Source organism: Aquabacterium parvum (assembly GCF_001447195.1).
Classification (GTDB): Bacteria; Pseudomonadota; Gammaproteobacteria; order Burkholderiales; family Burkholderiaceae_C; genus Aquabacterium; species Aquabacterium parvum.
In genome coordinates, this window is sequence record NZ_LFRI01000386.1 from 247,157 (window position 1) to 259,291 (window position 12,135).

Annotated in this window: 11 protein-coding genes; 3 read left to right on the top strand and 8 right to left on the bottom strand. The window is 62.3% G+C overall.

Annotated features, from left to right (window positions below; translation table 11 throughout):
* Nucleotides 1-73: 73 nt before the first annotated feature.
* The gene (locus tag ABG80_RS15255) at nt 74-727 is read left to right on the top strand and encodes a J domain-containing protein (RefSeq protein WP_058088472.1); all 654 of its coding nucleotides are present in this window, start codon (nt 74-76) and stop codon (nt 725-727) included.
* Between the two features lie 3 nt (nt 728-730).
* On the opposite strand, the gene ABG80_RS15260 is transcribed toward ABG80_RS15255, so the two are convergent.
* Nucleotides 731-1,276, bottom strand: coding sequence for an Lrp/AsnC family transcriptional regulator (locus ABG80_RS15260; protein ID WP_235513880.1), 546 nt, complete (start codon nt 1,274-1,276; stop codon nt 731-733).
* 148 nt (nt 1,277-1,424) lie between these two features.
* Here ABG80_RS15260 and glmS point away from each other — a divergent pair, with 148 nt between their 5' ends.
* Nucleotides 1,425-3,308 carry a glutamine--fructose-6-phosphate transaminase (isomerizing) gene (glmS, locus tag ABG80_RS15265; protein WP_058088473.1) on the top strand — a complete coding sequence of 628 codons (1,884 nt, stop codon included), beginning with the start codon at nt 1,425-1,427 and terminating at the stop codon, nt 3,306-3,308.
* A 78-nt stretch (nt 3,309-3,386) separates the two neighbouring features.
* On the opposite strand, the gene ABG80_RS24125 is transcribed toward glmS, so the two are convergent.
* From ABG80_RS24125 to ABG80_RS15285, 5 genes are all read right to left on the bottom strand, one after another.
* A complete protein-coding gene (locus ABG80_RS24125) occupies nt 3,387-3,773 on the bottom strand; it encodes a hypothetical protein (protein WP_456059903.1) in 387 nt (128 codons plus the stop codon).
* A gap of 31 nt (nt 3,774-3,804) precedes the next feature.
* The gene (locus ABG80_RS15270; RefSeq protein ID WP_058088474.1) at nt 3,805-4,866 is read right to left on the bottom strand and encodes a bifunctional nicotinamide-nucleotide adenylyltransferase/Nudix hydroxylase; all 1,062 of its coding nucleotides are present in this window, start codon (nt 4,864-4,866) and stop codon (nt 3,805-3,807) included.
* A 14-nt stretch (nt 4,867-4,880) separates the two neighbouring features.
* Entirely contained in the window at nt 4,881-6,581 is a 1,701-nt protein-coding gene (locus tag ABG80_RS15275; RefSeq protein WP_058088654.1) for an NAD+ synthase, read from the bottom strand.
* Nucleotides 6,581-7,771 (bottom strand): nicotinate phosphoribosyltransferase, encoded by a 1,191-nt coding sequence (pncB, locus tag ABG80_RS15280; RefSeq protein ID WP_058088475.1) that lies wholly within the window; start codon nt 7,769-7,771, stop codon nt 6,581-6,583. The genes ABG80_RS15275 and pncB overlap by 1 nt, the downstream gene beginning before the upstream one ends.
* A 62-nt stretch (nt 7,772-7,833) precedes the next feature.
* Entirely contained in the window at nt 7,834-8,697 is an 864-nt protein-coding gene (locus ABG80_RS15285) for a cysteine hydrolase family protein (protein ID WP_058088476.1), read from the bottom strand.
* 161 nt (nt 8,698-8,858) lie between these two features.
* Here ABG80_RS15285 and ABG80_RS15290 point away from each other — a divergent pair, with 161 nt between their 5' ends.
* Nucleotides 8,859-9,554: an NUDIX hydrolase gene (locus ABG80_RS15290; protein WP_058088477.1), complete on the top strand. Its 696-nt coding sequence runs from the start codon at nt 8,859-8,861 to the stop codon at nt 9,552-9,554.
* Between the two features lie 256 nt (nt 9,555-9,810).
* On the opposite strand, the gene ABG80_RS15295 is transcribed toward ABG80_RS15290, so the two are convergent.
* Together ABG80_RS15295 and ABG80_RS15300 are read right to left on the bottom strand one after the other, a co-directional pair.
* The gene (locus ABG80_RS15295) at nt 9,811-11,706 is read right to left on the bottom strand and encodes an AAA family ATPase (protein WP_058088478.1); all 1,896 of its coding nucleotides are present in this window, start codon (nt 11,704-11,706) and stop codon (nt 9,811-9,813) included.
* Nucleotides 11,699-11,941 carry a hypothetical protein gene (locus ABG80_RS15300; RefSeq protein ID WP_058088479.1) on the bottom strand — a complete coding sequence of 81 codons (243 nt, stop codon included), beginning with the start codon at nt 11,939-11,941 and terminating at the stop codon, nt 11,699-11,701. The genes ABG80_RS15295 and ABG80_RS15300 overlap by 8 nt, the downstream gene beginning before the upstream one ends.
* Between the last annotated feature and the right edge of the window lie 194 nt (nt 11,942-12,135).

Below are 12,135 nucleotides of genomic sequence, written 5' to 3' on the forward strand. Positions count from 1 at the left end.
ATTGCCCCTTCAGTTGGTGGGACGCCTGCCGTTAACATTCGGCATCCATCGAACCGGTCCCGAGCCGCACGCCGTGAATCACTACGAACGACTGAAGGTCACCCAGGATGCCCCGCCCGAGGTCATCCGGGCTGCTTACCGAGCGCTGGCCAACCGCCTGCAGGCACACCCGCCGGCGCCTGGCGCTGCGGCCGATGCCGCCCAGGAAGAGATGATGGGGTTGAACGCGGCGTACGAAACCCTGATCGATCCGATGCTGCGCCGTGACTACGACGCCAGCCTGGCGCCCGGCCAAGGGTGGCAAAAGCCGGTTGGAGGCGACGATGACGACGCGGCGCCCGGTGAGGGCGGTGCGATGGCCCCTGCTGCGCCGGATGCCGCCGTCCCTGGCCTGATGGCCCAGGAGTCGGCGTTCGCACCTGAGCCCAACCAGGTCATGCTGGGCACCTTCATCGCCTTGCTGTTGATCGTGCTGGGCTTCGCGTGGTACTTCACGCGCTCGGGGGCCTCTGCTCCTGCGATGGACGCTGCTGTCGTCAAGCAGATCGGTGAGCAAAGCAACGTGGCGATCGACCCGCTGAGTGGCGCGGTGGCGCGCCCGTTGGCAAGCGTCTTCCCCAGCATGCATCCACTGGACGGGCCCAGCATCGAGCTGAGGTCCGAGTCCTTGTTGCTCAGCGCCCGACCGGCCGCCGAGCGCGTGGCCGCCCCCAAGGCCGCAGACTGATCGTCAACGGCTGGAGGTGTTGCTCGCTGCAGCGCCTGGCGCGGCCGGCAAGGGCACGGCGGTGCCGAATTTCGCCCGTTTCACGCCGAAAAAGGCGCGCACATTGCGCACCCGTGCGTCCTCGTTGAGCAGGCGTCGCGCCACGTCCTGGTAGGCGGGCATGTCGGCGACCTGGATCACCAGCACGAAGTCCGGTCCGGGCGAGACCCGCCAGCATTGCTGCACGCTGGGCTCGTCCACCGCGCGGGCCTCGAAAGCATCCAGCGCCTCGTGGGTCTGCACGTCCAGGCTCACTTCCACCAGGGCGCTCAGGCCCCAGCCCGTCCAGGCGGCCAGTTTGGTGGGCGACAGGATGGCCACGCGTTTTTCGATCACGCCGGCTTGGGTCAGCCGTTGCACGCGGCGGTGACAGGTGGCAGGGGACAGGTTCACGGCTTCGGCCAGCGCCTGGTTGGTCAGGCTGGCGTCGGCCTGCAACAACGACAAGATCCGCCAGTCGTGGGCATCCAGTTGAGGGGATGCATCGCCAGGCATGGTGGAATCTTTCATTTGCAGAGGAATGGTTGATGTTTATCCCGTAATTTTGTCACGCTGCGATGATTCGTTCAATTTCAATCGAAATTTGGAAGAACATTCCGCATTGATTGCCCTAGCATCCGCGCTGCATCACCACCACCAACAGCGGGAGTCCCCCCTCATGTGCGGCATCGTTGGCGCCATCGGCGCACGCAACATCACCCCGGTCCTGGTCGAAGGCCTCAAGCGCCTGGAGTACCGCGGCTACGACTCCTGCGGCGTGGCCGTGTTGCAAGACGGCGCGCTGCGCCGCAGCCGCTCCACCCAGCGCGTGGCCGAGTTGCAGGCGCAGGCTGACTCTGACGGCATCCACAGCAACCTGGGCATCGCGCACACCCGTTGGGCCACGCACGGCGCGCCGGCGGTGCACAACGCCCACCCGCACTTCTCGCACGGCCCGGGCGCCGACGCCGCCACCGCCAAGCCGGGCCGCGTGGCCTTGGTGCACAACGGCATCATCGAGAACCACGAAGAGCTGCGTCGCGAGCTGCAGGCCAAGGGCTACGTCTTCCTGAGCCAGACCGACACCGAGGTCATCTGCCACCTGGTCGACCAGCTCTACGACGGCGACCTGCTGGCCGCGGTCAAGGCCGCCACCCGGCGCCTGCATGGGGCCTACGCCATCGCCGTCTTCCATCGCGACGAGCCGCAGCGCATCGTCGGCGCGCGCCAGGGCTCGCCCCTGGTGATGGGCGTGGGCGGCGCCGACGCCACCGAGCGCTTCCTGGCGTCCGACGCCATGGCGCTGGCGGGTGTCACCGACCAGATCGTCTACCTGGAAGAAGGCGACGTGGTTGACCTGCAGCCCGGTCGCCACTGGATCGAGCACATCGCGCCTGGCGCCGCCGAACACGTGCGCGTGGACCCGACCGAGCGCCCGGTGCGCACCGTCACCGCCCACAGCGGCGCGGTCGAGTTGGGCCCCTATCGCCACTACATGCAAAAGGAAATCTTCGAGCAGCCGCGCGCCATCGCGGACACGCTCGAAGGTGTCGAGGCGATCACGCCCACGCTGTTCGGCGAGCAGGCCGAGGCCGTGTTTGGTCAGATCGACCGCGTGCTGATCCTGGCTTGCGGCACCAGCTACTACTCGGGCTCCACCGCCAAGTACTGGCTCGAATCCATCGCCAAGATCCCGACCAGCGTCGAGATCGCCAGCGAGTACCGCTACCGCGACAGCGTGCCCGATCCGCGCACGCTCATCGTCACCATCAGCCAGTCTGGCGAGACGGCCGACACCATCGCTGCGCTCAAGCACGCGCGTGGCCTGGGCATGGAGCAGACGCTGACCATCTGCAACGTGAGCACGAGCGCCATGGTGCGCGAGTGCAAGCTCGCGTATGTGACGCGCGCCGGCGTGGAGATCGGGGTGGCCTCGACCAAGGCCTTCACCACGCAGCTGGCGGGCCTGTTCCTGCTGACGCTGACGCTGGCCAAGCTGCGCGGGCACCTGAGCCCCGAGGCGGAAGCCGAGCACCTCAAGGCCATGCGCCACCTGCCGGCCGCGCTGCAGGCCGTGCTGGCGCTGGAGCCGCAGGTCGTGGCCTGGGCCGATGCCTTCGCGCGCAAGGACAACGCCCTGTTCCTGGGCCGTGGGCTGCACTACCCCATCGGCCTGGAAGGCGCCTTGAAGCTCAAAGAGATCAGCTACATCCACGCAGAGGCCTACCCGGCTGGCGAGCTCAAACACGGCCCGCTGGCGCTGGTGACGGCCGAGATGCCTGTGGTGGTCGTGGCCCCCAACGACGTGCTGCTCGAAAAGCTCAAGAGCAACATGCAGGAGGTCAAGGCGCGCGGTGGCGAGCTGTACGTGTGCGCCGACGGCGACACGCAGATCCAGGCCGAGCCGGGCATCCACGTGATCCGCATGCCGGAGCACTATGGCGCGCTGAGCCCCATCCTGCACGTGGTGCCGCTGCAGTTGCTGGCGTATCACACGGCGTGCGCGAAGGGCACGGACGTGGACAAGCCGCGCAACCTGGCCAAGAGTGTGACGGTGGAGTGAGGCGGCTTTTTTAGGGCAGTGGTGTTGTTTCTGGCAATTAAAGTCGTAAACGCGCAAATAAAGTCGTAAACAACTCACCTAGGAGAACGGTGTTGCGGGCACCGTTTCCAAAGTCGTAAACAATGAAGCCAGCACCTCATTGCGAGGTGCTGGCATTTTGCTTTCGGCACCAAAGATTGCCGAGGTTCGAGCGGTAAGCAAATAGTCGCCTCGGACCGCAAAAGGCTGGATCCCGATCACGACCCACAAGGTGGCAAGCTGGCGCGCCGTGCGGTTCAACTTGGCTTGCGCGGCAAGACGCTGGAGGCATTTGCAGACCAGGAACTCTTGGAGGTGATCGACATGACCTCCTTTGTGGCCGAGCAACGACCGTTGGCGTTGAGCAGTGATGGCAAGTTGCGGACACCCTTCGAGGCGGTGTACACGCCCGTAAGCTCCTAAATTGGTAAGGAAGAAGCCGAGCACAACGCTTGGTGCACTTCTACTAGACCAAGTCTCAAGCGGACGCTAAGCCGCTTGTGATACCCAAGAAATGATCAAGCATGTGGAAGTGGTCGTCGTGAAACTGGTCTTCCATCTTCGGGATCTGGGCAACGTCTACCCACTCGGCCGACTGCGCATCATCATCGGCGCGCACTTTCGGTGGCGGCCCTTCACCGAGATCGAAGTAAAACGCGTGCGTGATGGTGCGCCCTCGCTGGCTTCTGTCTGGATGATCAAAGACGGCGCTTCCCCTGAGTGCCGCCTTGAAGGTGGCAGGAGCCAGGTCCAGTTGTGATTCTTCTCGCAACTCCCGAATCGCAGATTGATAGGCCGTCTCTCTTTGCTCGATGAAGCCGCCGGGTACGGCATGCAACCCGACGCCAGGTGGCTGGCCCCGCTTGATGAGAAGAACCTTGTTGGCGCAACGCACGACCGCATCAACGGTCACAAAGACCGGTGGGTAAGGTGCTGCCGACCAAGCTTCCCTGTACTTCTTCAGCATGCGCCACTCTTGGCACAGTGATGGGTAGAAGGGCGTCCTTGCCCAAGTACGCAGGAACTCCAGCGTGATTGGGGGAACTGATTCGCTCAGCGCAGCCAGATTCGCGGCCAACGCTTCGGTTGCACCCCCCAGATAGGCATCCCGAATGTGGGTTGCGTCAACTGAGCCGCTTCCATCGGCCGAAATCAGTTGCCAACCGTCGAAGTGCGCGAGGTATTCGCTGGTGGCGTCTTTGAAATGCCCAACCAGGCAGATGCTTGAGGATTGACCTGAATGAGACGCCACGCCACGGCGCACTGCTTGCAGCCACTTCTCTTCATCGTAGTAATCCCGAATCGGCAGAAAGGTGGTGCGTTCCTGATCAGCAGCCGATAGAGACTGGCGAATCATGTCGGCACGCTCTTGCCATGTGAACGGGTTCTTGGGCGTGCGTGCCTGAAACGCCGAACCGATGACCACCACCACGCGTGGCGCGGCGTCCAAGGCCTGTTGAAGCAGGGCCGCGTGGCCATTGTGGAAGGGCTGGAAGCGGCCGATCAGGACTGCCAGTTCAGGCTTGACATCAGTTGGCATGGCGATAGGTCCGTTCAAAGGTGTTTGGCCGCGATGGGCATCTGGCGGCCAGAGCCGAAGGCACGTGATCTCACCCGAATGATGGGCGGTGCTTGCCTGCGCTTGTATTCATTGCGCGCGACCATCTGGCGTACGCGCTCAATCAGGGCTGCGCCTTCAGTTTGGAGCTTCAGTGACTCGACGAAAGCTTTTGCTTGCTCGTATTCATGGCGGGATAGCCGTTCGCCCTCAACCACGTACTTGAGGATCTCATCCAACACTGGATAAGGCGGCAGGCTATCGGTGTCCTTCTGATCGGGGGCCAGCTCTGCTGAAGGCTCCTTGTCGATGATGGCCATCGGGATGCGCTCCTTGCCAGCCGCTTCATTGACGTAGCGAGACAGAGCAAACACTTCCGTTTTGTAGAGATCGCCAATGAGGCCCAGGCCGCCGTTGGTGTCGCCGTACAGCGTGCAGTAGCCCACGGCGATCTCGGACTTGTTGCCGGTGGTCAGCAAGAGGTGGCCAAAGGTGTTGGAGTGCGCCATCAGCACGGTGCCCCGGATGCGAGCCTGCAGGTTTTCCAGGGCGAGACCTTGCAGGGGCTGCGCATAGGTCTTGTCGAACTGGGCGCTGTAGGTTTGCACGGTCTCCGCGATCGGATAGGTGAACAACTCGATGCCGAGGTTGCGGCACAAGGTGACGGAATCATCGACTGACCCCGAAGATGAGTAGCGCGAAGGCATGGTCACACCCGCCACATTGCTGGCGCCGAGCGCTTCAACCGCCAGCGCCAGCGTGAGTGCACTGTCGATGCCACCGGACGAGCCCACCACCGCTTGCTTGAAGCCACAACGGCGAGCGTAGTCGCGCAGGCCCAGGATGATCTGCGCCTTGTAGAACGCCATGGTGGGCAAGCCATCGGCCGATACCTTGGCAGGCAGTTGCCCTTGCAAGGTCAGAAAGCGACCGTTGTCGAAACACAAGGTGGTGATGTCTTCCGTGAAGCGCTGCGCCTCATACACGACGCCGGCTTGCGGCTCGACGGCGAACGAAGCACCATCGAACACGATCTGGTCTTGGCCGCCGACCTGGTTCACGTACAACAAGGGCAGGCCATGGCGCTTGCTGGCCTCGGCAAAGACGCGCTGGCGCAAGTCGCGCTTGCCAATGTCGGACGGGCTGGCGTTGATCGAGACGATCAAATCCGGGGCGGCATCGCGCATGCGCTGGAAGGGGTTGACCTCGTAGTCTTGGCCCGCATCGTTCCAGCCGTCTTCACACACCATGAAGCCGATGCGTGCATCGCCAACCCGCAGAACAGGTGCCACATCTGGCCCTGGCTCAAAATGGCGGCGCTCGTCAAAGATGTTGTAGGTAGGGAGCAGTTGTTTGGCGTAGGTCAGCAGCACTTCGCCACCCCTGATGGCGAGCAGCGCGTTGCTGAGTCGCTTGCCTGGGCCTTCGTGTGCAATCGGTGCGCCGACGACCCAGACCAATTGACGCAACTGCCTTGATGCCTGGCGCAGCGAGTCCAGGCCCTTTGCCACGCGCTCCAGGAAGGCGGAGTCATCCAGCAGGTCACCAGGGTAGTAGCCAGTGAGAGACAACTCCGAAAACACGATGATCTCGGAGCCATCTGCCCAGGCTTGTTGAGCCGCCTGAACCATTCTGGCCACGTTGCCCTCGATGTCACCGACCATGTAGTTCAACTGGGCGGCAGTGATCTTCAGCATCATGCCTCCTTGACCTGAAAGACTTGGCGCAGATAGGCCAGGAAGGTTTCGTTCTGGCACAAGGTCTTGCCCGGTGTGTCGGAGAGCTTGGCCACGGACTGGCCATTGGCTTCGGTCAGCTTCATCACGATGTTCAGCGGCTTGATGCCCACATCGTTGCTGAGGTTGGTGCCGATGCCGAAGCCCAACTGAACGCGGTCAGCGAAGTGGCGGTAGATGGACAAGGCCGTGGGTACATCCAGGCCATCAGAGAACACCAGGCGCTTGGAGCGCGGATCAATGCGCAGCTTGGCATAGTGAGCCAGGGCCTTTTCTCCCCACTCGATGGGATCCCCTGAGTCGTGACGCAGGCCATCAAAGAGCTTGGCGAAGTAAAGGTCGAAGTCCGCCAGGAATGCATCCATGCCCACGACATCGGTCAAAGCCACGCCCAGGTCACCACGGTATTCCTGCACCCAATCTTCCAGGGCGGCTTTCTGGAAGTCACGCAGTCGCACGCCCAGGGCCTGATAGGTCTGCAGGTACTCGTGCGCCATGGTGCCGATGGCGACCAGGCCCAGATCCTTGGCCAGCAGCACGTTGGATGTGCCCTTGAAGTATTCCGGTACGCTTTCCTTGAGTGTGGTGACCACCTCGCGCTGCCAGGTGCCGCTGAAGCGTCGACGAACACCAAAGTCAAAGAACTCGAAAGGATTGGCGCGTGCTGGCTCTGAGCCGAATTGCTTGAGCAGAGCGATCTTGTCGGCCAGTCGGCGGCGTCCTTCAGCTTGCGCCGTGGCGGCATCGAAGCGACGGAAGTACAACTCGTTGACGATTGCCAGCACATAGATCTCGAAACCCATGACATGGACTTGCGGGCCTCGGGCCACGATCTCGAGTTTGTGACCGTTCGCCGTGACTTCAATGAAGTCGCGCTGGAAGCGGAAGATGCGCAGGAAATCGACGAAGTCCGACTTCATGTAGCGCAGGCCGCGCAGGTAAGCGAGCTCTTCGCTTTTGAAGCTCAGGGCGCAAAGGTGGTCGAGTTCGCGGTTGACCTCATTGGCCAGCTCGGCCAGAGGAAAAGCGCTCTCGTTGCGGCAAACGAAGGTGTACTCGGCCTGTGTTTCAGGGTGCCTGTGCAGCATGGCCTGCCACATGGTGAACTTGTAGAGATCGGTCTCAAGGAGGCTGGTGATGACAGCGTTCATGGTGAGCTTTCTGATGGGAGGCCGAATGGATCGGCCCCCCTGATTGGGTTCTGGTTGCGGTGTCAGGCGTTGGCCAGCAAACGGGGCAGAACATCCTGGCTGGTCACCAGTTGCACGCCCCTTGCACGCATGGCAGACAGGAAGCCATCGGCCTGCTGTTCGAAGCCACCCACCGGGCTCATGCAGTCGGTAACCAGAACGATCTTGCTCAACTGTTTGCTGGGCAGGTTGTCCACGATGTGCTCGGTGGTGGCCTTCACGCAGTGGCTGCTTGCCTCGCCAGCAATCAAGAGCATGTCGGCTTGGTCCAATTGCGCAATCAGCTTCTTGTTCAGCAAGGTGTCAGGATCTTCTGCATCGGGAACCTCTGCTTGCATGGCGCTGTAGTGCTCTGTCCAGGGGTTGGCGCCTTTGTAGACTTGCTGGACCGTGCTCAGGCGCTCTTCTTCCCATGTGTTGCACGCGGCTTGCACATCGGCGTGAACGTTGTGCCCCCAGGTTCCGATCTCGCAGTGGATCGGCCAGACCATCAGCGTGTAGCGCGCCTGGGCCTCCAGTTCATCGAGATAGCTCAGGACGCGGGGAAGCGCAGCGGCATCTCGGGGACGGAACACGCCATCGCGAACCTGTTGGGCCGAGATCGTGGTGAAAGGGCTGACGGTTGAGCCGTCCGCTTGCACCCAAAACGGGGGGTGTGCCACATCAACCCTGTGGTGAGAGTCGAGCGTCACGATAATGTTCGAGATGCCGCTTTTTCCAGATCGGATCAAGCCGGCCAGCCTTTGCATGTCAGCGTGTGCGCCGGTAACGGGCAAAGCTGGCCTGACACGGTGCCCGGTCAGTGGATCAGAGCCCTGCCAGCTCTCTGGCAGATCGCAGAAATCGTTCTGCGGGTCGATGATCAGCAGTTGAATCTGTTGCTTCATTTGGGCCTCCACTTGTGTCAGTGAATGCACTGTACATCACTTAGATTAACGGTGCAACTAACATGGTGTGAAAATTTGTCGGGCAGACCCGCTTAGAGGGCACCGACTTGGTAAGCTACTTCGTTGCTGAATTGAACAAAGACAAGCGAGCGGGCACAGCCATGGCAAAGACTCCCACTGAATCGGACTTCCCACCGGTGATCTGCACCGTTGACGTGGTGTTGTTGACACTCAAGGATGATGCACTGCATGTGGTCCTGCTCAAGCGCAAGAACGAACCGTTCGCGGGAATGCCGGCGCTGCCTGGTGGCTACATCCACTCTCAGGAAGACAAAACCGCGTGGGATGCCGCAGCCAGGGTGCTGAAGGACAAGACGGGGATCGTCAGCCCCTACCTGGAGCAACTGGCGACGTATTCAGGGGCGGACCGTGATCCTCGGGGATGGTCGGTGTCGATCATCTACTACGCCCTGGTTCCAGCTGAGGTGCTGGAGGTGGACCATGACGGCCTGGCTTTGGCACCTGTCAGCCGGTTGCCCAAGCTGCCGTTCGATCACAAAAGCATCGTTGAACTGGCGGTTTCCCGGGTTCGATCCAAGAGCCAGTATTCGTCATTGCCGGTCTATCTTTGTGGAGAGCATGTAACCCTGCCGCGCTTGCAGTCCGTTTACGAGGCTGTTCTGGGCGAGCCGATCAACAAGGTCAGCTTTCGGCGGAAGATGGATGAGATGGGGATCCTGGAGCCCATCGAGGGAGAAATGGAGTCTGGAGGCGCGCATCGGCCAGCTCAGGTGTACCGGCTGCGAAAAGAGTTCAGACGGGAACTCTCGCTGGTCACGCGGGGCATCAATTCTTGATGGCCTTGATGACACGGCAAGAATTGGAAGATGCATGGGGGAGTCGAGCAAGGCCCATTCATCCTCCAAGGACTGCTTGTGCCCACCCGATGTGACAGAGCTTCGACGGACTTTCTTGGGCAGGGCGCGACGTGAGGCGTTGGCCTGCCTGAATCCGACGGACTTTCGGACGTTGTGACCCCTGAATGAAATCAAGCACTTACCAATGCAGTTCTCGACGGACTTTGTTTGTTGAAGTCACCGTGGCGTCACAGGCTCACGCACTCAGCTGCTCGAGCCTCGTCTGCCGAAATGCGGCCAGTTTCGCCGCATAGGGGTCCAGGGCGTCCTCTGCCGCCCTCAGAGGCAGGCCCACGACCTGGGCGAATCGCGCAGGCGTGACCTGCCCATGTGCCATCAGCTCGTCCACCAAGGCCAGCAAGGCACCTCGATGCCCGTCAAGCATCCGGGTCGCCCGCGCGTGCTCGGATTGCAGCAACGCTTCGATTGGCGCATTGCTCGCGTCCACATCCGTGCAGAGGTTGTCCTCGCTGTTGACGGACACATCGACGCGACCGATGCGATCGCCGTGCCCCAGGTGGCGGACCAGGCGGGCCGCTGTTTCGGTGGCCTTGCGCAGATCGCTCTCTGCGCCGCTGGAACTCGAGTCAGCGCCAAACACCAGCAGTTCTGCCGCCCTGCCAGCCAGGCTGGTGCAGACCGAGTCGAGCAGGTTCTGGCGTGACCAGACCTTGCGGGACATGTAGGCGTTGTAGCCGCCTTCGAAGCTGGCCACATGGATCTTGATTTCCTGCGGGGCGCGGCCAAAGAGCAAAGCGTGAACCAGGCCATGGCCTGCCTCATGAACGGCCAGCAGGGCGCGAAAGTCCGGGTTGTTGCGCTGGCGCAGGCGGTTGATCTCGAAAGGGCTCGCAATGGCCTGAGACCGACCGTGCCAATGCGCAATCAGGTTTCGGCTGTCGGCCGTGAGGCCAACGGTGTCGCCGGCGGTGGCGCCCAGCTCCAGCGCCCACAGCGAGGCTTTCGCCAGGCCGGTGCCCAGGATGGCGTGCAGCGAAGAAAACAGCGGCCTCGTGCCCTGAGCGGGAAAGACCGCGTTGGCGTAGATCTGCTCGTGCACGCTGGTGTCCACATGGCAATGCAGACCGCAGCGCGTCGCCGTTTCACGCGCGTAACGGCTGCAGACTTGCTGGATCAGTTGCTCGTAGGCTTGGCGGCTGAGCGAGGGGTAGATCACATGCTCGTTGCCCAGGCGTGCAACCTGCTCGGGCTTGAAGCGTTGGTTGAGCGCTTGCTTGACGTCGATCACGCTCAGCTTGGTGGTCAAGCCATGGAAGGTGTCTGCATCGCTGTCGCAGTCGTCCACGCTGGTGGCGATGCCCTCGTACATTTCGTCGAGGTTGCCGCAGACGAAGATGAGCAACTGGCTGTGATCGGTCTCCCAGCGTTGCTGCCCCGTTTCGCGGAAGGCGCGCAGGCGCTCCTGGATTTGATCAGGTGTCCAAGCCATGATCTCCATGAGCGACTCATCGAGTTTGAGGTTGCGCCGCAGCTCCTGTGCTTCCCAGCTGTTGAGCTTGAAGCGCCGCTTGGTGTCGTCGGCATCGGCGCGCTCGGCATCGTAGGCGGCCTCCGCGATGGAGGACTCGATGTCGCCCAACAGGGAGAGGGCAGGCGGCAGCCGGCCATCGGAGAGCAGGGCCCAGACATCCTGATAGCGCTCGACGCGCACGTCTGCCCGCTTGTTGTCGATGGTGCGAAAGCGTTGGAACTCATCGAGCACCAGGATCCCGGGTTCGCCCTCGCGCACACCGGATTGCGCCAGCATGCCGGAGATGCTTTGCGAGCCTCGCCAGCTTGCGCCGTTGGAGAAGCCGTCCATCTGCACTTCGACGAAGCGGTCATAGAAGCCGAGCAACTGCGCCAGTCGACGCACGAGTTGTGTCTTGCCTGTGCCCGTCAGGCCCCAAAGGCAGACGATCACGGGCCGCGTGACGAGCTCGGGCAGCACGTACCACGCGCGCACCGAATCGATCACGCGGTCGATCACCGCGTCGATGCCGAACAGCTCGGTCTTGAGCTGGGCAGCGACCTCTTGCAGTTGCTGGTTTCTTTGCGCGAGCCTGTCGCGCAAGGTGGGGGTGTCATTCATCCCAATCCTTTCGGCGCACCAGCGCTTGCAGCGCCATGCGATCGGCGCGGCGTTGAGCGCCGCGACTTTGGATGTGCTGACCTGCGCCACGCATGCCACGTTGGCCCAGAGCGCGCGCCACGGGGTCGCGCGCACCGGGGCTGGCTTCGAGCACCAGCGTCATGGGTTGTTTCTGGCGGCGCAGGGCCTTGACCCGCCCCTCCTGGAGGGCGCGGGAGCGGAGTTGTGCACTCATTCGGTTTCCAAAAAGCAAAAGCCCCGGCTCGATGGCAGCGGGGCTTTGCGAGCCGCGCGGTCTGAGGCCGTATCTGTGAGCAGACACGGTTCAGCCGGGGCTTGGGAACCGTGTTCAGTCGTGGGTCGATGTGAACAAGGAGGACATAAGGGGGATCTCCGTCAATGCGGGCGCTGTCGTGGGCGCCTTCAGCA